This window comes from Streptomyces sp. NPDC051569, from assembly GCF_044454085.1.
Taxonomy (GTDB): Bacteria; Actinomycetota; Actinomycetes; order Streptomycetales; family Streptomycetaceae; genus Streptomyces.
This window is the reverse complement of record NZ_JBITDJ010000013.1, coordinates 60,933-81,055: the sequence shown is the minus strand read 5'-3', so window position 1 is coordinate 81,055 and position 20,123 is coordinate 60,933. Positions and strand designations below refer to the sequence as shown.

Here is a 20,123-nt window from a genome sequence, read left to right as displayed (position 1 = left end):
GGCCCGCCCTGCGCGGGCCCCTGAGTCGGCTGATGGCACTACCTACTTGACGGTACGACCGGCGTGGGCAGATGGAGGACGCGGGCGAGCGCGGCAGTGACGGGGGCGTGATGGTCCGGCAGCTGCCTGGAGCCCCAGTCGGCTGCCAGCGTGAGGAAGTCGGCCAGATCGCGCTCGACGCCGTTCAGCAGGCGGCGAAGATCGCCGGCCGGCAATTCGATCACCGGGCTGTCGCTCCGCTCGGCGTCGACAACCAGTCGGACGGTGTCACCGAAGAGCTCGGCGAGTGGGGTGGGGTCGTGGCCGAATTCGACCGGTCCGCTGCCGCCGACGACCGTGCAGCAGTCACGCCAGTCCTCCAGCCCGTTGCAGCAACCGGGAAGGAAGGTGACGCCTGTGGAGCGGTCCGTGACTCGCAGGCCACCCGGCGCGAAGAGGCTGTCGAAAGTCAGCATTCCGTGCAGGAACGATCCGAGCGGATCAGCCGGCCGTGGCGGGCGATCGTCCTCCGCATCGGGATCGGGGTCGAGGTCGTTGCACTCGGCGATGCGCATCACCGCTGTACCGACCTCTGCGGAGGTGAGCGCACCGCTGAGTGCCAGGTATGTGAACGGCTCACCCTCGGCGACGGGCCAGAGGGCGAAAGCGTCAGGAGCGTATATCTCCAGAACGGGCTGCATCACGATCACCCGGCAGAGTGTTCCGTATCCCCTCCCGTACCGCCTCCCGATAAGGCCGGTACCCCCCGCCGCCATACGAAACTCCGCTACCGGCTACCGGCTACCGGCTACCGCAGCCGTCAGCGGGCGGCGATCAGGCGGTTGTCCTGGTGGGGCGACAGCTCGTCGAGGGCGGCGGTGTGCGCGTCCATCCGCTCGGCGGAGAGGATCGCCGCCGCCGTGTCGGCGCGGGAGGCCGCGACGACCAGGGCGCGGCCCGCGTGCGCGAGCGCGCGGCGGTGCAGGGTGGCGGGGTCGGCGCCGGAGAGTCCCGCGTGGCGTACCGGCGGGGTGCCGCGCAGTCTGGCCAGCCGGCCGGCGACAGCCTCGGCGGCCTCGTCGAGACCCAGCTCGTCGGTGACGGCGAGGAGCGCGGAGAGGTGTCCGGCGAGCTGGATGTCCAGCTCTTCCTCGCGGCTGCGGTGCGGGAAGTCGGCATCGTCGTCAGCCATCGCGTGGACCGACTTCGTGCGGATCGGTTCGTACATGAGGATGGCCTCCTGGCAGCGTCAGGAGGCCATCCTACCTTGGAACGAGTCTAAAGTTGAGTGTCGTCCTGATCGAATTCCGGACGGGCCGATGAGGGGCCCTACGGCTGGCTGTATCCGTCCAGGAAGGTGCCGATCCGGGTCACCGCGTCCGCCAGATCGTCTACCGCCGGGAGGGTCACGATCCGGAAGTGGTCGGGCTCCGGCCAGTTGAAGCCCGTACCGTGCACGACCATGATCCGCTCCGCCCGCAGCAGGTCCAGCACCATCTGCCGGTCGTCCTTGATCTTGAAGACCTTCGGATCGAGCCTCGGGAAGAGGTAGAGCGCGCCCTTGGGCTTGACGCAGGTGACGCCCGGGATCTGCGTGAGCAGGTCGTACGCCGTGTTCCGCTGCTCCAGGATCCGGCCGCCAGGCAGCACCAGATCCTTTATCGACTGCCGGCCGCCGAGCGCCGTGGCCACCGCGTACTGCGACGGCATATTGGCGCACAGTCGCATGTTGGCCAGAATCGTCAGGCCCTCGATGTACGAGGAGGCGTGCGCCTTGGGGCCGCAGACCGCGAGCCAGCCCGAGCGGTAACCGGCCACCCGGTAGTTCTTGGAGAGCCCGTTGAAGGTGAGCGTCAGCAGATCGGGGGCGATGGCGGCGGTCGGGGTGTGCGTGGCGCCGTCGTACAGGATCCGGTCGTAGATCTCGTCCGAGCAGACGATCAGATTGTGGCGGCGGGCGATCTCGGTGAGCGCGCCGAGCATCGCGTCGTCGTACACCGCGCCCGTCGGATTGTTCGGGTTGATGATCACGATCGCCTTGGTGCGATCGGTGATCTTCCGCTCGATGTCGGTGAGGTCCGGCATCCAGTCGGCCTGCTCGTCGCAGCGGTAGTGCACGGCCGTTCCGCCCGCGAGCGAGACCGACGCCGTCCACAGCGGATAGTCGGGGGCCGGTACGAGCACCTCGTCGCCGTCGTCGAGCAGCGCCTGCATCGACATCTGGATCAGCTCGGAGACGCCGTTGCCGAGGTAGATGTCCTCGACGTCCAGCTCGATGCCCTTGGTCTGGTAGTGCTGCATGACCGCGCGCCGCGCCGACAGCAGCCCCTTCGCGTCGCCGTAGCCGTGGGCGTCCCCGAGGTTGCGGAGCATGTCCTCAAGGATCTCGGGCGGGCACTCGAAGCCGAAGGCGGCGGGGTTGCCGGTGTTGAGCTTGAGGACGCGCTGCCCCGCCGCCTCCAGCCGCATCGCCTCATCGAGGACCGGGCCCCGGATCTCGTATCCGACGTTCGCGAGCTTGGTGGACTGGATGACCTGCATGCCGGTGAGCTTACGACCGGGTAACGCGGGCCGCCGGGTGTTTTCGGACACTCCGGCCGGTTCTGGGGCGAGGCCGAGGGGTCGGCGGGGCGTGGGCGGGGCCGGGAACGAGCCGGGGAACGGGTTGGTGGACGTGTCGCCGACACCCCGGAGGCGGCTTCGTCCTCACGGGTGATCCGGCAGGGGGGATCCGGCAGGGGTGAACCGGCAGGGGTGAACCGGCAGGGGTGAACCGGCACGGGTGGACCGGCGCGATCCGTAGGCCCGGCTGTGGTTTTCAGCCCGCCACCACGCGTAGCGCCCCCGGCCGGCGGCCGGTCAGCGCGTCCAGGGCGGTGGACGTGGCGTCGTCGGCGGGCAGGTGGACCACCAGGCGCTGACCCTCGGCGCCGGGCAGGTCGAGCGTCTCACCGTCCAGCCGCAGTTCGCCCGCGACCGGGTGCGCCAGCCGCCGTACCCCGGTGTGCTCGGGCATCAGGGCCCCGGCCGACCAGCGGTCCGTGAAGGGTGCCCCGGCCGTGAGCGTCAGCTCCTGGACGAGATCCCCGAGGTGCGGATCGTCCGGTACGGAGTCGGTCCTGAGGCGGGCGATCAGCTCGTCGGCGGCGCGGTCCCACTCCGGGTGGGCGGTGCGGGACCGGGGATCGGTGAACAGGAAACGGGCCAGGCTCGGCGCCGGGGAGTCCAGCAGCCCGAGCGGGCCGAAGAGCCGCTCGTACCCCGTCGTGTACGCGAGGACCTCGCTCAGCCGGTTCACCAGGACGGCGGGCGTGGGCTCCAGCCGGTCGAGCACGGCGCGCAGGGTGGGCCGTACGGTACGCGCGGGCGGGCGCCCGGCGCCGGGACAGAGCAGGCCCGTACCGTTCGTGGACTTCTCGGCGTGGAGCAGCGCGAGACGCTCCCGGGGGGACAGACGCAGGGCGTCGGCGAGCGCGGCGAGGACCTGGGGGGAGGGGCGGCGGTCCCGGCCCTGTTCGAGCCGGGCCAGGTACTCGACGCTGATCCCGGCGAGCGTGGCCAGCTCGGAGCGGCGCAGACCGGGCGTACGGCGCCGGGTGCCGTGCGGGAGTCCCACCTCGGCGGGGGTCAGGGACTCGCGGCGGGTGCGCAGGAAGAGGCCCAGCTCGTTGTCGCTCACCGGAGGGAATCTACCCGGCCCCGGTTTCGCGGAGGGTGGCCCTGCCGGTACGAGCCTGGGCCCGGCCTTCCTCCGAGCGGCCGTTGCGGGCAGGTTGGGGCGGACGTACGCTCAACAGCCGCGCACGTCGCGACCAGCGCGGCGTTAGCGCCCGCTTTCGGGGGGTCACCTGTGTTCATCGCCTATGCCGTCGTCGGCATCCTGCTCGCCGTCGCCCTGACCGGCTCCGCCGTCGGCACCTTCACCCGCCAGGAGAAGATCATCTCCTCGATGTCCGCCCTGGGTGTGCCGGACACGTGGTTCCCGCGCCTGGCCGCGCTGAAGGCGGCGGGCGCCGTGGGCCTGGTGGTGGGCCTCTGGGTCCCCGCGATCGGTATCGCCGCCGCGATCGGGGTGGCCCTCTACTTCATCGGCGCCGCGATCACACACCTGCGCGCGAAGGACTACGAGATCGCGCCCGTCGTGATCATCTTCCTGCTGGCGGTGGCGGCACTGGTGCTGCGGATCGCCTCCGCCTGACCGGCGCCGTGGGCGTCGGCGGACTGACTGACCCCGGCGAAGCCGGGTCAGTCCAGGCCGCGAACGCTCACGCCGGGCAGGTCGCCGAATCGGGCCTTCGCGTCCAGCGTCACCACGGTACGGGCCGTTGCCGCCGCCGTGGCGGCGATGATGAGATCGTGAGCGCCGCGCGGTCTGCCCTCGCGCCTCACATGGGCGAGGAGGCGGGCGTGGATACGCGCGACCTCCAGGGTGTATTCCTCGACGGGGACCAAGGCCAACACCCCTTCGATGAACGCCTGCCGCTTCTCGCGGGTTCGCCCATCAGCGAGCTCGACACCTTGGAGCAGTTCGGCGGCGGTCACCGCGGAGACACAGACGTCGTCGTTCGACTGCCGCAAATGCGCCGACAGGCTGACCCTGCCTCGTTCGGCGGCGATCAGGACGCCCGTGTCCAGAATTACTCGCTCCACGGGTCCTCCGAGGTCAGGAGATCACGGATGCCCAGGACGTCGCTCTCGAAGGAGTCGTCGAGGGTGCCCTCGAAACGATCAAGGAGATCGGCGAGATCCGCGCCATTCGCCGCGGGTGCCCGCGAGATCATCGCCAGGCGTCTTCCGCCGCGCGTCACGATGATCGTTTCGCCGCGCTCGGCCAGGTCGAGGACGCTCGCGAAGTTCCGCGAGGCTTCGGTCGCTGTCATCGTCTTCATGCCACGAGTCTATCTGATTCTCTGATTCTGCTTGGGCAGGGCTTGTGGTGTGCAGGGCCTTCAGCCCGTCCCCCGCACCGAGCGACCCGCCAGGACATCCGTCCTGCGGCCGTCCTCGATCACGAAGCGGCCGTCGATCAGCACATGCGGGATGCCCACCGGCAAGGTGCGCGGAGAAGCGAAGGTGGCGCCCGCCGCGACCGTGGACGGGTCGAAGAGCACCAGGTCGGCGCGGTAGCCCTCGCGGACCAGACCCCGGTCGGGGAGGCGGAGGCGGGCCGCCGGGCGGGAGGTCAGGTGGGCCACGCACTCCTCCAGGGTGAGGACGCCCAACTCCCGCGCGTACCGGCCCAGATACTCCGGGAACGTGCCGTACGCGCGCGGATGGGGCTTGGCGCCCTGGAGGATGCCGTCGCTGCCGCCCGTGTGCACGCGGTGGCGCATGATCCGCCGGACGTTCTCCTCGTGGCCGACGTGCTGGAGGATCGTCGGGCCCAGCCGGTCCTCGATCAGCAGCCTGCGCGCGGTCGCCCACGGGCTCTCGCCCGCCCGGGACGCGGACGCGGCGACCGTACGGCCCACATGGTCCGCCAGCTCCGGCGCCGAGACCCCGGAGATCTCGATCGTGTCCCACTCGATCGGCACGCCGTGGCAGCCGTCCGCCCCGACGACCTCCAGGTGGTGACGGATCCTCTCGGCCGTCGCCTCGTCGCGCAGCCGCTCCAGGGTCGCCTCCGGGCCGCCCTCGCTCGCCCAGCTGGGCAGCATCGCGACAAGCGTGGTGCAGCCCGGGGTGTACGGATAGGTGTCGAGCGAGATGTCGGCGCCCGCGTCCAGCGCCGCGTCCAGCAGGGCGAGCAGCTCAGGCGCCCTGCCCTCGTTCACGCCGAAGTTCATCGTGGCGTGGGCCAGATGGAGCGCGCAGCCGGCCTTTCCGGTGAGCGTCACCATCTCCTCGTACGCCTGGAGCGCGCCGGCGCCGTACGAGCGGTGGTGCGGGCAGTAGTAGCCGCCGTAGCGCGCCACCACCCGGCACAGCTCGGTCAGTTCGGCGTCGTCCGCGTACATCCCGGGCGTGTAGGTCAGCCCCGAGGACATCCCGACCGCGCCCTGCTCCAGGGAATCGGCCACCAGCCGTTTCATCCGGGCGAGCTCCGCGTCGGTCGCGGGGCGGTCGTCCCAGCCGACCGCGTACATCCGGACCGTGCCCTGCGGGACCAGATACGCGGCGTTCACCGCGATGCCCTCGCCGCCGAAGCCGTGGTCGAGGCGGTCGAGGTATTCGCCGACCGTGCGCCAGTCGAGACTCAGGTCCGAGCCGTCGCCGTTCCAGCCCGCGATGGTCTGCCGGACCTGCGCGAGTGTCCGGTCGTCGACCGGCGCGTACGACAGTCCGTCCTGGCCGATCACTTCGAGGGTCACGCCCTGCGCGGCCTTCGCGGAGTGGTCCGGGTCGCTCAGCAGGGCGAGATCGCTGTGCGCGTGCATGTCGATGAAGCCGGGGGCGAGGGCGAGGCCCTCGGCGTCGAGGACGCGGGTGCCGGTCGGGCGGCGGGCGCCCGCACGGGCTATCCCGGTGATACGGCCGTCCGTGATGCCCACATCGGCGCGGTACGACGCCCCGCCGGTGCCGTCGATGACCCGTACGTCGCGGATGACGAGATCCATGGCTGGTCCAGCCCCTCCCGGATGCGGATGCGGATGCGGATGCGGAAGTCGGTCGCGGTAGTCGGTGGCAGAAGTCCCCTGCGGGGTCGGGACCGGGACTCCTGAGCCGGGGGCCGGGCCCACGGCCCCCGGCTCAGGAAGTCCCGGCTCAGGAAGTCCCGGCTCAGGAAGTCCCGGCTCAGGAAGTCCCGGCTCAGGAAGTCCCGGCTCAGGTGCCCCGGCTCAGGAAGTCCCGGCTCAGAAGAACGTGCGGATCAGGTCCGTGACCGTGCCGTCCGCCTCCACCACCGGGATCAGCTGCCACTTGTCGAACGCCGTGCACGGGTGCGACAGCCCCATCCCGACCCAGTCACCGACCTCCAGCGCCGCGTCGGGCGTGGTGGACACCCAGCCGTGCTGGTCGGACAGGCGCGTCAGCGTGATGCCGGCCGCCGGACGGATCTCACCGGTGCGCCCGTCCCGTACGACCTGCGCCTCGGGAAGGCCGAGGTCGTACGCCGCGTCCCGCTTGCCCGCGTTGACGAAGGCCTGCGCGTCCGACGGGCGGGAGACGACCTGCGCCCAGAGCCGGAAAGCCGGCTGGAGGGAGCCCTCCTCGGGGACGCGGTTGAAGGGGGTCGCCTGCCGGTAGTGACCGTCGTCGTGCGACACGTACGCGCCGGACCGCAGCAGCTTCAGCACGGGCCGGGAGAGCCCCGGGATCTCGGCGAAGACGTCCGCGACCGCGTCGAACCAGGCGCTGCCGCCCGCGCTGATCACGATCTCGTCCGTGGCGCCGAAGCGGCCGGCCCGGTCGAATTCGGCCGCGAGGGCGGTGAGCCGGCGCAGCCACACGCGGACCGTGTCGTTGTCGGCGCCCGGCACCTCACCCTCGTAACCGGCGACCCCGGCAAGCCGCAGGGTCGGTACGGCGGCCACCGCGTCCGCGACCGCCGCGCACCCGGCCTCCGTACGCACTCCGGTACGGGCACCCTCGCCCGCGCCCAGTTCGACGACGACCTCCACCGGGCGGGTGGCGCCGGCCGCGCGCAGGGCCTCGTCCATCAGCTCGACGCCGCGCACCGAGTCGACGTAACAGAGGAAGCGGAAGCCGGGGTCACGGTCCAGCTCGGCGGAGATCCAGCGCAGGGCCGCCGCGTCGACCAGCTCGTTGGCCAGGAAGATCCGCTGGATGCCGAACGCCCGGTAGACGCGAGCCTGGTGGGGCACGGCGGCGGTGATGCCCCAGGCGCCGTGGGCCAGTTGGCGGTCGAAGAGCTGCGGGGACATGGAGGTCTTGCCGTGCGGGGCGAAAGCGAGGCCGTGGCGCTCCGCGTACGTCTCCAGCAGGGCGAGGTTGTGTGCGACGGACTCGGCGGACAGGGCCAGGACGGGGGTGGTGAAGCCGCCGCTGAAGAGGGAGCGGCGCTCGGCGGCGAGTGCGGCCACGGTCAGGCCCTCGGCGTCCGGCGGGAGCGCCTTGAAGCGGTGGTCGACACGCTCGTCGCTCAGGCGCGGGTCGCGTTCGGCGGCGGCCATGGGAGTCCCCCTCGTCAGTGGCGTCGCCGTTGCACCATGTGCAACGGTCATTGCGCATATCGCTGGGGGCTGTCTAACATCCGAGCCGATGCCGGGTCAATGGTGATCCCGTCGAACCCAGCGGAGATCGGCCGAGGTCAGGAGCCCCCAGCGTGACCGGAATCGCGGACGTGCGTGACCGACCGGACGCGGCTGTCCCCCCGGAGGCGGCCACCCGCCCGGACGCGGCCGTTCGTCCGGAGGCGACCACCCGCCCGGCCCCGGCCGGCCGCCCCTCCCTCCCCGTCCTCCCCGACGAGGACGAGGTCGTCTGCCTCGGGGAGTCCATGGTCACCTTCCTGCCCTCGCACCCCGGCCGCCTCGCCGACGTCCCGTCCTTCGCCCGCACGATCGGTGGTGCCGAGTCCAACGTCGCCTGCGCGCTGGCGGCCGCCGGACACACGGTGAAATGGGTCAGCCGGGTCGGCGCCGACGGCTTCGGCGACCATCTCGTGGACGCGGTGGCGGCGTACGGCGTCGACACGTCCGGCGTGCTCCGCGACCCGGACCGGCCCACCGGCATCTACTTCCGCACGGCGGCCGACCGCGCCACCGACGCCCACGAGGTCGCCTACTACCGGGCCGGCTCCGCCGCCTCCGCCATGTCCCCGGCGACCATGCCGTACGAGAACCTGTGGTCGGGGCGCGTCCTGCACCTCTCCGGCATCACCGCCGCCCTCTCCGACGACTGCCTCGCGCTGATGCGGGAGCTGACCGCCCGCAGGCCGGGCCGCCCGCTCGTCTCCTTCGACGTCAACCACCGCCCGGCGCTGTGGCGCGACGCGTCCGGCGCCCGGGTCCTGCTGGACCTCGCACGCGGCGCCGACCTCGTCTTCGTCGGGGAGGACGAGGCGGCGGAGGCGTGGGGGCTGCACGGCGGCGACGCGATCCGCGCGGCGCTTCCCGAGCCCGGGACGCTGGTGATCAAGCGGGGCAGCGCGGGCGCGACGGCCTATACGAAGGGGCCGGAAGCCGCCGACACCGTCACCACCGTGCCCGCCCTGACCGTCGACGTCGTCGCATCCGTCGGCGCCGGTGACGCCTTCGCCGCCGGATTCCTCTCCGCCACCCTGCGCGGCCTGCCCGCCGCCGCCCGGCTGCGGCACGGCCACCTCATGGCCGCCGCCGTCCTCACCGTCGCGGCCGACCTCGCCACCCCGCCCGCCCGGGCCCACGCCGACCGCCTCGCCGGCCTCGACGCGACCGACTGGGGCACACTCCGTCTCGGCCCCGGCTGGACGGCCGGGACGGAGCGGGAGGTACGGGTCCCATGAGCCAGTCCGTGGACCGGGCGCTGACCATCCTCCCGCTGCTCGCCCAGGGGCCGGCCGACCTCGGGCTGGTCGCCGACCGGCTCGGCGTCCACAAGTCGACCGCGCTCCGGCTGCTCCGTACGCTCCACGACCACGGACTCGTCTACCGCCAGCAGGACCACCGCTACCGCCTCGGCGCCCGGCTCTTCGCGCTCGCGCAGGAGGCCGTCGAGAACCTCGACATCCGGGAGATCGCCCACCCGCACCTCGTGGCGCTCAACGAGCAGTGCGGCCACACCGTCCACCTCGCGGTGTACACGGAGCACGAGGTCCTCTACATCGACAAGGTGGAGAGCCGCTACCCGGTCCGGATGTACTCCCTGATCGGTAAACCGGTCGCGATCACCGTGGCCGCCGTCGCCAAACTGCTGCTCGCGGACCTTCCGGAGGCCGAGCGCCGCACGCTCGCCGGGCGCCTCGACTACCCGCTGTACACGCCCCGTTCGACGCCGAACGCCGCCGCCTTCCTCGCGGAACTGGCGACCGTACGCGAACAGGGCTGGGCCACCGATCTCGGCGGCCACGAGGAGTCGATCAACTGCGTCGGCGCCCCCATCCGGGGTGCGGACGGCAGAGTCACCGCCGCCGTGTCGGTGTCCGCGCCGAACGTCGTCGTCACCGCCGACGAACTCCTCACCCTGCTTCCGCTGCTGCGCCGCACCGCCGACGCGATCAGCGGGGAGTGCTCCGGAAACAACCACCCAAGGAAGCCTCATGAGCGACAGCACTGACCGCACCGCCAAGACCGCGCTGACCCCGGCCACGCACACCACCCCGCCGGCGAAGTTCTCGCACGGCGTCCGCAAGGGAAACATCCTCCAGGTGGCGGGCCAGGTCGGTTTCCTCCCGGCCGTGGAGGGCGGTAAGCCGACCCCGGCGGGCCCGACCCTGCGCGAGCAGACCCTGCAGACCCTCGCCAACGTGAAGGCGATCCTGGAGGAGGGCGGCGCGAGCTGGGACGACGCCATGATGATCCGCGTCTACCTGACGGACGTCGACCACTTCGCCGAGATGAACGACATCTACAACACGTACTTCGAGGAGCAGGGACTCAAGGAAGCCCCCGCCGCGCGCACGACGGTCTACGTCGGCCTGCCCCAGGGCCTGCTGATCGAGATCGACGCGCTGGCCGTACTGGGCTGAGCGCCTGTCGAGCCCCACGCCCCGTGCCGGGGCCCGGGGCGGCCTTCGCCGGACACACGGCAGCGCCGTCGGGTGAGCGACGGCGCTGCCGGCCCTGTGGGGGGCCTGGGTGACCGGACGGTTCTCGGCTTCCGGTCGGGTCTGCGGGGGTGCGGGGACGCCCGGCGCCGCGCGGTTACGGCAGGCCGTGCACGTGCGGTCCCACGGCGCCGGACCAGGCGTTGCCCGCCGTCGCGTCCCAGTTGGTGGACCAGGTCATGGCGCCACGGATCCCCGGGTACGTCGTGGAGGGCTTGAACGAACCGCAGTTGGTGCCCCTGGCCAGGCAGTCCAGCGCGTTGTTCACGATGGTCGGCGAGACGTAGCCGCTGCCCGCGCCCCGCGTGGAGGCGGGCACCCCGAGGCCGACCTGCGAGGGGGCGAGTCCGCCCTGGAGCTGGATGCAGGCCAGCGCCGTGAGGAAGTCCACCGAGCCCTGCGAGTACACCTTGCCGTCGCAGCCGAGCATCGAACCACTGTTGTAGTACTGCATGTTGACGACCGTGAGGATGTCCTTCACGGCGAGCGCGGTCTTGAAGTACTCGCCCGACGTCGACTGCATGTCGATGGTCTGCGGGGCCATCGTCAGCACCAGGCCCGCGCCGGCCTTGGTGGACAGCTGACGCAGCGCCTTCGTCATGTACGTGGAGTTGAGGCCGTTCTCCAGGTCGATGTCGATGCCGCTGAAGCCGTACTCCTGCATCAGCGAGTAGGCGCTGTCGGCGAAGGCCGTCGCGGAGGCGTCACTGTTGACGGAGACGCTGCCCGTCTCGCCGCCGACCGAGAGGATCACCGACTTGCCCGCGCTCTTCTTCGCGGCGACGTCCGCCTTGAAGTCGGCGACGGAGCCGTATCCGACGGCCGGGTCGAGGTGGAAGGTGAGCTGGCCGGGCGTGCTCGTCGCCTCGGCGAACGACACGGCGATGATGTCGTACTGCGACTGCACGTCCCGGAGCTTCTGGACGGTCGCGCCGTTGTTGAAGTTCTGCCAGTAGCCGGTCAGCGCGTGCTTCGGCACCGCCGGGTTGCCGCCGCCCCCGCTCGCCGCCGTCTTCCCGGTGACCGTCGCCGACTTGGCGGACTCACCGGCCGCGTTGGTCGCGCTCACCTGGAACGGGTACGAGGTGTTCGCGGCCAGTCCCGTCACGGTCGTGGACGTGCCGCTCGCCGACTGGACCTTCGTACCGCCCTGGTAGACGTTGTACCCGGTCGCCCCGGACACCCCGCCCCAGTTCAGCGTCACGGACGACGAGGTCACCGAGCCGACCGCGAGCCCGGTGGGCGTCGCGGGCACCTGGGGGGCGGGGTCGCTCCCGCCACCGCCGTCCGGGCCGAAGACGGACACGTCGTCCACGTAGTAGGGGGCCTGGCCGTACCAGCCGGTGGTGTAGACGGTCACCGACCTGGTCGACGCGCCGGTCCTGAAGCTGGTCGTCAGCTGCTTCCACCCGGAGCTGTCCGGGGTCCAGGTCGACACGTCGGTCGTCCCGGTGCCTTCGGCCCCGAGGTACGTGTAGCCGCCCTGCACCCAGGCGCTCAGTGTGTAGGCCGAGTTGGGCTGTACGGCGACGGCCTGCGTGCACTTCGCGTTGTCCTGCCCGGCGGGCGTGCCCCGGAGCGCGGCCGCGCCCCCGTGCACGGGCGATCCGACGGTCGCCCCGCTGCCCGCCGAACAGGTCCAGTTGGCGAGCCCGGACTCGAAGCCCGCGTTCTTGGCCACATTGATGTCGGCGGCCTGCGCCGTCCCGGCGAGCCCGGTCACACTCAGCGCTCCGGCGGCCAGCGCGGCCACCGCCCCGCCGATCCAGTTCCGTACGCGTCCTCTGCCGCCTGGTGCACGTTCCACTTGCCGCCTCCGCTGGTTTCGGGGGATTTTCGGGGGATGGAGGTACATGAGAGGGGTGAACGGTGGCCACCGTCGGGCGTAAAGCTGGTCCAGACCAATCGAGTTGTCAAGACCTCTGGCAGAAGGACGTATACGAGAAGGACCCCCGCCGCTGGTGCGAACGGGGGTCCCACGACGACGCCGCCGTGGCCTCGGAACCTGCCGGGTGACCTCTGATCAGGCGGTCGTCCGACCGGCTCTCAGTCCTCCTGGAGCCGGTCCACCGCGTAGCCCGTCATGCAGCCCACCACCAGCACCGCGTTCGACATCAGCAGATCCTCCGTCGACAGGCCGTGCCACTGGAGCGCCATGTTCAGGGCCTGCGCCGCCACCGGGACCGTGATCACCGCCGCGAGGTGCCGGCGCGGGGCGTCGCGATAGGGCTCGGGGTGGAGGCGGCCCGCCGCCCAGGCGGCGAGCGCGATGCACAGCGCGTTCGGAAGATGGATCAGCAGCAGCCGGCCCGTGAACGTCTCCAGCCGGTCCTCCGACGCCAGATGCTCATAGACCACGGTGGCCTGGAGGTACTCCGTGAAAACCAGCACCAGGATGCCGGTCGCCCAGGCGCGGATCAGCGCGAAGAACGGCGGACCGCCCTGCTCGTCCCGGCGGGTGGGCGCCCCCGGGTAGTCGTATCGCGTCATCGCCGCTCCATCAGATCACCGTCAAAACGAACACGGCCGCGAACGCGGCGGCCGCCAGCCCGCACCCCGCCACCAGCAGCGCGTACTGCGCCACCGGAGACCCGCTGCCCCGCCCCGTGACCGTCGCCGTACGCTCCGGGGCCGCCGGATCGTACGCGACCGTCACTTCGGTGCCGACCCGCACCGCGCGGGTCGACAGGTCCTCGAATTCGATCTCCCGCCCGTCCGGCGCGCGGAAGGCGAAGACGTACCGCTGAGCGTCGGAGCGGTTGTACGGCTCGGTCTCGATCCGTACGCACACCCCGGTCGTCCGGCCGCCGGACCGCAGCGCGCGCGCCACCGTGGCCAGCCGCCGCGCGTAGTGGAACGCGAGCCAGCCGAACAGCAGCATCATGCCCGCGAAGAAGACCCCGTCACCACCGGGTATGTCCATGGCGACGGGCTACTTGACCGTGATCGAGTCGATGATCTTCTGCAGATCGCCGGCGCTGAGCTTCCCCTGGGCGGCGTCTATCCGTACCGCGTACGACTTCTCCGCCGAGTCGAGCCCCGCGATGATCACACCGTTGATCCGGGGGTCCTGCGCGGTGCCCGAGCCCGAGCCCTTGCCCGAGCCCTTGCCCGAGCCCGTCCCGGTGGCCTTTCCGGTGGCTTTCCCGGTGAACGTGAAGTCGATGCGCCGGGCCTCCTCCGGGCCCTGCGGGCCGGCGACCTGGATGTCCGTCTGCTTGCCCGGTGTGGAGCCGAGAGCGATGCCCGCCTCGGCGCCGATCGCCGCCTCCTCCGCCGAATCCGCCTGGGTGAAGTCCAGCTGGACGGTGATCATGCCGATGTCCTGGCCCCCCTCGGAGAGCGTCGCGGCCGCCGCGTTGTACGCGCTGCGCCGCGCGTCGCCCTGCGGGACGAAGGCGGGCGGGTAGGCGACCGTGACCGCCGGAGTCTTCAGGGTGGGCCAGCCGCCGGGCGCCGTCCCGCCCACCGTTTGCGTCCCGCACCCGGCCGTCAGGACCAGCGCGGCGCAGGTGGTCAGGACGGAGGCCGTGGCGGCGGTGGAGGTCCACCGGCTCATCGTTTTCCTGCTGCTCATGGCGTGTGCGCTCCCGTCGCCCGTGAGGTCAGTTCGCACAGTAGCTGTACGGCACGTAGCTGCGGCTGTCCCCGTGGGGCGCACCCAGGAACTGCGCCTGGTCGAGGGTCTCTTCCTTCTTCTCGGTGGAGACCGAGAAGCCCAGGCTCAGCCCCAGATTCAGCTCGAAGCCGTACTCCGCCGCGTTCGTCCTGCCCGTGTAGTTCGTCCGGCTCGACAGGCCCTCGTCGAAGAGGAGCCGGCCGAACGGATCGTCCGCGCCGGGCCGCTCGGTCGGCGCGTGGTCGTCGAACATGTACGTGAAGGGCGCGGCGTTGTCACCATGGCCGTCCAGCCATTCCTGGGCGATCCGGCGCTGCTCGTCGCCCTCGGCGCCCGGCGGGATGACGATCGAGTTGGTGACGACCTCGATGCCGGTGGTCGTGTCACCGCCCTTCAGAGCGCCGCTGCCGCCGCGCTTGTCCTCGCCGCTCCCGCCGTTGTCGCCGCCCACCTTCACCCCGTCCTTCTCCTTGCCCCGCTCGACGGTACGGGTCATGTCGATCCGCAGCAGCTCACCGGTCTTCTTGTCGTGCGTGACGGTGATCGTGCCGGTCCGGGTGGTCGACGCGGAGGCGTCGCCGCTGAGCGGCCCCGCCTGGTACCCGGCCTTCGTGCCGTACTCGACGGCCGCGCTGTACGTGTACGCCTTGGTGCCCTTGAAGTCGTTGTTCGTCCAGGTCGCCTCGGGCGAGAACCTGAAGTTGCCGCCGAGGGTCGCGCTCAGCTTCTCCTCGTCGCCCGGCGACAGCTTGAGGCCGCCGGCCGCGCTCGCCTCCAGGCTGACCTTGCCGTAACTGATGTGCCGGTTGCCGAGCTTGTCCTCGATGCGGTCGCGCAGCTTCTCCTCCTCGGCCATGGGCCCCTTGCCGAAGAGGTAGAGGATGCTGTTGCCGAGGCCGCCGCCCTGCGCGTTGGAATTGCGGTTGGTCAGCTCGTACATCTTCAGTTCCTCGATGTCGTCACGGAAGGCCGCGGCGTCCGCCTCGCTGTCGAAGATCCAGGTGTCGCCGTTGGTGACCTTGATCCCCGCGCCGAGCTCGACCTTGTCGGCGCCGAACTTCCCGATCTTGGCGCCCGGCTTCCAGTCCTTCCTGGCGGCGACCGAGGCGGCGTCGGTGAAGGTCATCGTGACCTGCTGGTCGTTCTCGTCGACCCGGCCGTCACCGTTGACGTCGGTCTTCGCCTGGAAGGTCTGCTGCTGGAAGCCGTACTCCTGACCCCACTCGATGAAGAGGATCTTCGCCTTGGCACCGGCCTTGTCGGTGATGGAGGAGAGCTGGCACAGCGGCGGCTCGTAGTCGGCGTCGGTCCTGGGTCCGGCCTGGTCGCGCCCGCCGCCCGCGTCGCACGGCCCGGCGAGCGAGACCAGGCAGCGCAGGCTCGTCGCGATGGTCCCGTCGACGCCGGTCCCGACCATGGCGCCGGCGATGGCCGCCACGACGACCACCACACCGACGTACTCGGTGGCCGTGGCGCCCCGGTCGCGCCTCGGACCGCGAACCGCTACCCGTCTCATCCGACGTCGTCCCCTCGGCGGCCGCGCACCCTTTCGCACACGGAATCGGAATGGGAGCGTACGGACGTGGGCACAGGACTGGCGTGGGCCCGTGGACCCAATGAGGGCCCAAAGAGCGATCAGTTGACCAGCAATTCAACAAAGGGCAACATTCGGCAAAACGCGAGCCGCTTGTTGACGGCTTCGCCCGACTTTGCCAGTGGCCGTCCCGTCGGTGCCGAAGTAGCTGGTAACCAGAAGGTGTTCTCTCCACCGTAAGACGTGGATAAAGTGCGAGGCACAAGCATCGAGCAGGATAGATCTGCGGCGCGCCGGGACTCCGGCGACCGGAGCTGAACGGGGAACCACCGTGCCCACCGCGATTGCTGTCACCAGCCCTGATCTGGTGCTGCCACCGACGGACCAGCAGATGCCCACGGCGGCACTGTTGCAGTCCCCGGACAGCCAGCCGCTGGACGCCGCGCTCGCCGACATGCAGGTCCTTGTCGAGCAGCACGGCTATGTGGTCGGCCTCTATCCCGCCAACCTCCCCGTCGCCCACGAACGGCGGCTGCACACGGTCCGCTCGATCATGGAGAGCGACCGCATCGCGCTGCTGAAGCTCGACCTGCCGCCGCTCGGCATCGCCGTACTCGTACGCCAGCTGCGGCAGTTGTCGATCTGCGACTTCAGCGCCGGGGTCGTCGCCTCCGCCGCCCGGCTGCTGTCGCACTACATTTACGCCGGAGCGCTGCTCCACTCCGTCACCAAGCTCGACCGGGTCCCGGTGAGTCTCAAGACCCACGCGAAATCCTGGGTCCCTGGATCACAGTTCGGCGTCCTCGCCAATCCCACACCCCAATTGATCCGCGTCGGACACGGGACGGATCAACTCGCCGGACCCGATTTCGGTACCCAACTCATGCTCGCGAAAGGCCAGTCGCAGTCGGCGTGGGTCGCCGAGACCCTCGCGCCCTCATGGCACGTCCAGGGAATCCAGGAGTGTGCGCTGCCGGCCGACTCGCCCCGCTGGTGGGGTACGTCCAAGATGATCGAGTTCGCCGCGTTCCTGCCGGACGTCTCGGTGCTCTACCAGCTGGTTTCCTCCGTACGGCGGGAAACGTGCTCCTGGTGCGGCATCGAACTCATAGGTGACCGCTGCGGATTCTGCTCGGCACCACTCGCACCGCCACCCGCGAATCAGCCCCGCGCGGACCGGACGCGTGCGGTCCAGGACGGCGCTGTCCAGGACCGCGCTGTCCAGAGCCGCGCTCTCCAGAGCCGCGTGGCGATCGGCGCGCTGCCCCCCGGCACGTCCGCCGGCCACGGGTCGTAAGCCGGGCTCCCCGGCGCCGTACGCCTTACCCCCGCACCAGGACTCCCCCCACACGTCCCCTGTCTCCGATGTCCCCCGAACGAGGTCGTCCCGCCCATGAATTCACGGCAACGCCGCGGCGTCATACTTCTTCTTCTCTCGGTTCTCTGCGCCTTCGGTGCCTTCGCCGGCGTGCTCTCGGTGATAAGCGACGTGAATTCGAAGGTCGGCCCCGAGGTCGCCGCCTACCGGCTGAAGGCTGACGTGGCGCCGTACACCCAGCTCACGGAAGAGCAGTTCGAGAAGATCTCGATGCCGAAGCGCTGGCTCTCCGAGAACGCCGTGGCCGACCTCTCCGTCGTCAACGGAAAGATCGCCGTCACTCAGCTCAAAAAGGGCTCGCTGCTCCAGGACGACATGATCGTGAAACGGCCCGCTCTCGCCAACGACGAGCAGGAGATCGCCATCATGATCGACGCCGAGACGGGCGTCGCCGGCAAGATCACCCCGGGTGACCTGGTCAACATCTTCGCCACCTTCGGCCCGCAGGAGAAGGGCGACAAGGCGCAGTCCCGGATCATCGTCCCCAACGCCAAGGTCATCGACGTCGGCCGGATCACCGCGCTGGAGCCGAAGGAGGAGGACAACAACCGCACCGGGGTCCAGCAGGCCGTGCCGATCACGTTCGCGCTGAAGACGAAGGACGCCCAGCGCGTCGCGTACGCCGAGTCCTTCGCGGCGCACGTACGTCTCGCGCTCCTCGCCGACGGCAGCCCCACGACGCTTCGCCCGGGGGAGAACACCTACACCCTCGAAGGGGACAAGTGAGCGACGCATGACCACCAGAATCCTTCCGGTCGTCGGCGACGCCGACGCCGCCCGGTCCATCGCCACCCTGCTCAGCCAGCTCCCCGACGCCGAGCCGGCCGCGCCGGTCGCGGATTCCACCTCGCTGATCGACACCCTGGCGCGGCTCGCGGCCGAGTCGATCGACGAACTGCCCGAGGTCGTCCTGGTCCACGAGCGCATCGGTCCGGTGCCCGCCCTGGAACTCATCCGGGAAGTGGCGCTCCGGTTTCCCGCCGTCGGCGTCATCCTCGTCACCACGGACGCGGGCCCGGCGCTGTTCTCGGCCGCGATGGACTCCGGCGCCCGCGGACTGGTCTCGCTGCCGCTCTCGTACGAGGAGCTGATCCAGCGCGTCCAGGCGGCGGCCGCCTGGTCGGTCGGCGTACGGCGCCACCTCGGCCAGGGCGGCGACGTGTTCACCGGCCCCGGCGGCACCGTCGTCACGGTCAGCGGCGCCAAGGGCGGCGTCGGTACGACAGTGGCCGCCGTGCAGCTGGCCCTCGCGGCGAACGCGTCGGGCATGAGCACCGCACTCGCCGATCTGGACCTCCAGGCCGGGGATGTCGCCTCGTACCTCGATGTGCAGTTCCGCCGGTCGGTCGTGGACCTCGCCTCCATCCAGGACATATCGCCCCGGGTGCTGCAGGACGCGGTCTTCGTCCACCCGACAGGCGTCGAACTGCTGCTGGCGCCGGGGGAGGGCGAGCGGGGCGAAGAGGTCAACGAGCGCTCCGTACGGCAGATCGTCAGCGCGCTCCGCAACCGCTACGACATCGTCATCATCGACTGCGGCACCCAGATGAACAGCGCGAACGCCGCCGCGATCGAGATGGCGGACACCACGGTCCTGCTGACGACACCCGATGTGGTGTCGGTCCGGGCGACCAAGCGCCTGGTGCGGCTGTGGGACCGGCTCCAGATCCGCAAGGCGGAGGAGACCGTGACCGTGGTCAACCGGTACGTACGCAACACGGAGATCCAGCCGCCGCTGATCGAGCGGATCACGGGCACCCGGGTCTCCCGGGTGGTGATTCCGGCGAACTTCAAGGAACTGCAGGGTGCCGTCGACGCGGGCCGGATGCAGGACCTGGAGTCGAAGTCCACGGTGAAGCAGGCCCTGTGGGGCCTGGCGGCGGAGCTGGGCCTGGTGAAGGCGCCCGAGGGCGCCGAGAAGCAGGGAAAGCACAAGGGGGACAGCGGCGCGGTCGCGGTCCGGCGCGGTAGAGCGAAGGCGCAGAGATAGCGCGGGTTGACGAGGCTGAGGGGCACGTTGAGCCATGAGCGTTCCAGAAACACGTGTACGTGAACGGGCACGAATAGGCGCACGCCTACGTCCGGTCGTCGGTCGGCGCGACGGCGTGGCCGGGCGGCCGCTCGGTGCCGGGCGGCTCGGTACCGGGCTCCGTGACGACCGGGGCCAGGCGATCATCGAGTTCACCGGCGTGGTGCCGTTCATCCTGCTCACCGCGTTCATGCTGTGGCAGGCCGCGCTGGTCGGCTACACGTTCTCGCTCGCGGGCAACGCGGCGGACGAAGGCGTACGGGCGGCCACGGTCGCGCCGCTGGACCGGAACGGCGCGTGCGAGCGGGCCGCGAAGAAGCACCTGCCCGCCGCCTGGACCGCCAGAGGCATCACCTGCCGCGCCGACGGCGACCTGGTCAAGGCCGAGGTCGACGTGAAGGTGCCGATGGTCATCCCCGGCGTGTTCAACGTGCCGTTCGACATCACGATCCCGGGCCGGGCCGCCGCCGTGAGGGAGAGCTGAGTCATGCGCGAACGCACACTTCACCAGGACCAGGACCAGGACCAGGACCAGGAGCTGAGCAGTACCGGGGAGCCGGGCCGGGAGCCGGGCCGGACCCGGGAGCGGGGCCAGGCCGCCCTGGAATACGTGGGCGTGATCACCCTGCTGCTCCTGGTCGCTCTCGCCGCGATCCAGCTCGGGATCGCCGCCTACGCCGTACAGCAGGCGGGAACGGCCTCGCGGGCCGCCGCCCGCGCGGCCTCGTACCGCGAGGCCCGTACGAACTACGCGGACGCGGGCCGGGCGGCGATGAGCCCCTGGCTCGCCAAGGGGGCCCATTTCACGCTCGGCGGAGGCGGCGACGAGGTCGAGGTGACGGCGAGGGTCCGCATCCCGTCCATCCTGCCCGTCTTCGAGCTCCCGGACGCGAGCAGGAGCGTCACGATGCCCCTCGACTGACCGGATCCGGTACC

Annotated in this window: 22 protein-coding genes; 9 read left to right on the top strand and 13 right to left on the bottom strand. The window is 70.8% G+C overall.

From position 1 onward, the window contains the following. Positions 1-38: 38 nt before the first annotated feature. The 4 genes from ACIBAE_RS19470 to ACIBAE_RS19455 form a co-directional block, all read right to left on the bottom strand. Complete coding sequence (locus tag ACIBAE_RS19470; RefSeq protein ID WP_399286978.1) at positions 39-680, bottom strand: hypothetical protein; 642 nt, start codon at positions 678-680, stop codon at positions 39-41. A 119-nt stretch (positions 681-799) separates the two neighbouring features. Continuing rightward, complete coding sequence (locus tag ACIBAE_RS19465; RefSeq protein WP_399286760.1) at positions 800-1,207, bottom strand: hypothetical protein; 408 nt, start codon at positions 1,205-1,207, stop codon at positions 800-802. A gap of 101 nt (positions 1,208-1,308) precedes the next feature. Continuing rightward, positions 1,309-2,520 carry a pyridoxal phosphate-dependent aminotransferase gene (locus ACIBAE_RS19460; protein WP_399286757.1) on the bottom strand — a complete coding sequence of 404 codons (1,212 nt, stop codon included), beginning with the start codon at positions 2,518-2,520 and terminating at the stop codon, positions 1,309-1,311. A gap of 277 nt (positions 2,521-2,797) precedes the next feature. Next, positions 2,798-3,658 (bottom strand): helix-turn-helix domain-containing protein, encoded by an 861-nt coding sequence (locus ACIBAE_RS19455; protein ID WP_399286754.1) that lies wholly within the window; start codon positions 3,656-3,658, stop codon positions 2,798-2,800. A 171-nt stretch (positions 3,659-3,829) separates the two neighbouring features. Here ACIBAE_RS19455 and ACIBAE_RS19450 point away from each other — a divergent pair, with 171 nt between their 5' ends. After that, positions 3,830-4,177, top strand: coding sequence for a DoxX family protein (locus ACIBAE_RS19450; RefSeq protein WP_399286751.1), 348 nt, complete (start codon positions 3,830-3,832; stop codon positions 4,175-4,177). Positions 4,178-4,224: 47 nt separating this feature from the next. Here ACIBAE_RS19450 and ACIBAE_RS19445 read toward each other — a convergent pair whose 3' ends face one another. From ACIBAE_RS19445 to ACIBAE_RS19430, 4 genes are all read right to left on the bottom strand, one after another. Further along, positions 4,225-4,629 (bottom strand): PIN domain-containing protein, encoded by a 405-nt coding sequence (locus ACIBAE_RS19445; RefSeq protein ID WP_399286748.1) that lies wholly within the window; start codon positions 4,627-4,629, stop codon positions 4,225-4,227. Continuing rightward, positions 4,617-4,868 (bottom strand): type II toxin-antitoxin system Phd/YefM family antitoxin, encoded by a 252-nt coding sequence (locus ACIBAE_RS19440; RefSeq protein WP_399286745.1) that lies wholly within the window; start codon positions 4,866-4,868, stop codon positions 4,617-4,619. The genes ACIBAE_RS19445 and ACIBAE_RS19440 overlap by 13 nt, the downstream gene beginning before the upstream one ends. A gap of 60 nt (positions 4,869-4,928) precedes the next feature. After that, entirely contained in the window at positions 4,929-6,536 is a 1,608-nt protein-coding gene (locus tag ACIBAE_RS19435; protein WP_399286742.1) for an amidohydrolase family protein, read from the bottom strand. Between the two features lie 237 nt (positions 6,537-6,773). Next, positions 6,774-8,054 carry an alanine racemase gene (locus tag ACIBAE_RS19430; protein ID WP_399286739.1) on the bottom strand — a complete coding sequence of 427 codons (1,281 nt, stop codon included), beginning with the start codon at positions 8,052-8,054 and terminating at the stop codon, positions 6,774-6,776. Between the two features lie 326 nt (positions 8,055-8,380). Between ACIBAE_RS19430 and ACIBAE_RS19425 the strand changes: the two genes are divergently transcribed. From ACIBAE_RS19425 to ACIBAE_RS19415, 3 genes are read left to right on the top strand one after another with little or no spacing between them, the layout of a single operon-like run. After that, the gene (locus ACIBAE_RS19425) at positions 8,381-9,367 is read left to right on the top strand and encodes a sugar kinase (RefSeq protein ID WP_399286975.1); all 987 of its coding nucleotides are present in this window, start codon (positions 8,381-8,383) and stop codon (positions 9,365-9,367) included. Then, entirely contained in the window at positions 9,364-10,137 is a 774-nt protein-coding gene (locus ACIBAE_RS19420) for an IclR family transcriptional regulator (protein WP_399286736.1), read from the top strand. The genes ACIBAE_RS19425 and ACIBAE_RS19420 overlap by 4 nt, the downstream gene beginning before the upstream one ends. After that, positions 10,121-10,549, top strand: a complete 429-nt coding sequence (locus tag ACIBAE_RS19415; RefSeq protein WP_399286733.1) for a RidA family protein — start codon at positions 10,121-10,123, stop codon at positions 10,547-10,549. The genes ACIBAE_RS19420 and ACIBAE_RS19415 overlap by 17 nt, the downstream gene beginning before the upstream one ends. Positions 10,550-10,724: 175 nt before the next feature. Here the strand turns inward: ACIBAE_RS19415 and ACIBAE_RS19410 are convergent, their stop codons facing one another. From ACIBAE_RS19410 to ACIBAE_RS19390, 5 genes are all read right to left on the bottom strand, one after another. Beyond that, positions 10,725-12,482: a chitinase gene (locus ACIBAE_RS19410; RefSeq protein ID WP_399286730.1), complete on the bottom strand. Its 1,758-nt coding sequence runs from the start codon at positions 12,480-12,482 to the stop codon at positions 10,725-10,727. Between the two features lie 191 nt (positions 12,483-12,673). Further along, the gene (locus ACIBAE_RS19405; protein WP_399286727.1) at positions 12,674-13,117 is read right to left on the bottom strand and encodes a hypothetical protein; all 444 of its coding nucleotides are present in this window, start codon (positions 13,115-13,117) and stop codon (positions 12,674-12,676) included. A gap of 10 nt (positions 13,118-13,127) precedes the next feature. Continuing rightward, positions 13,128-13,550 (bottom strand): DUF3592 domain-containing protein, encoded by a 423-nt coding sequence (locus ACIBAE_RS19400; RefSeq protein WP_399286724.1) that lies wholly within the window; start codon positions 13,548-13,550, stop codon positions 13,128-13,130. A gap of 9 nt (positions 13,551-13,559) precedes the next feature. Further along, positions 13,560-14,204, bottom strand: a complete 645-nt coding sequence (locus tag ACIBAE_RS19395; protein ID WP_399286721.1) for a hypothetical protein — start codon at positions 14,202-14,204, stop codon at positions 13,560-13,562. Positions 14,205-14,232: 28 nt separating this feature from the next. Beyond that, complete coding sequence (locus ACIBAE_RS19390) at positions 14,233-15,762, bottom strand: hypothetical protein (protein ID WP_399286718.1); 1,530 nt, start codon at positions 15,760-15,762, stop codon at positions 14,233-14,235. Positions 15,763-16,171: 409 nt separating this feature from the next. Between ACIBAE_RS19390 and ACIBAE_RS19385 the strand changes: the two genes are divergently transcribed. The 5 genes from ACIBAE_RS19385 to ACIBAE_RS19365 all read left to right on the top strand — a co-directional run bounded on the left by ACIBAE_RS19385 (position 16,172) and on the right by ACIBAE_RS19365 (position 20,109). Beyond that, the gene (locus tag ACIBAE_RS19385; protein ID WP_399286972.1) at positions 16,172-17,077 is read left to right on the top strand and encodes a hypothetical protein; all 906 of its coding nucleotides are present in this window, start codon (positions 16,172-16,174) and stop codon (positions 17,075-17,077) included. Between the two features lie 96 nt (positions 17,078-17,173). Next, positions 17,174-17,884 carry a Flp pilus assembly protein CpaB gene (gene cpaB / locus ACIBAE_RS19380; protein ID WP_399286715.1) on the top strand — a complete coding sequence of 237 codons (711 nt, stop codon included), beginning with the start codon at positions 17,174-17,176 and terminating at the stop codon, positions 17,882-17,884. Positions 17,885-17,891: 7 nt separating this feature from the next. Continuing rightward, entirely contained in the window at positions 17,892-19,148 is a 1,257-nt protein-coding gene (locus ACIBAE_RS19375; protein WP_399286712.1) for a CpaE family protein, read from the top strand. Between the two features lie 115 nt (positions 19,149-19,263). Further along, positions 19,264-19,671, top strand: coding sequence for a TadE/TadG family type IV pilus assembly protein (locus ACIBAE_RS19370; RefSeq protein WP_399286709.1), 408 nt, complete (start codon positions 19,264-19,266; stop codon positions 19,669-19,671). A 3-nt stretch (positions 19,672-19,674) separates the two neighbouring features. After that, positions 19,675-20,109 (top strand): TadE/TadG family type IV pilus assembly protein, encoded by a 435-nt coding sequence (locus ACIBAE_RS19365; protein WP_399286706.1) that lies wholly within the window; start codon positions 19,675-19,677, stop codon positions 20,107-20,109. The last annotated feature ends 14 nt before the right edge of the window (positions 20,110-20,123 follow it).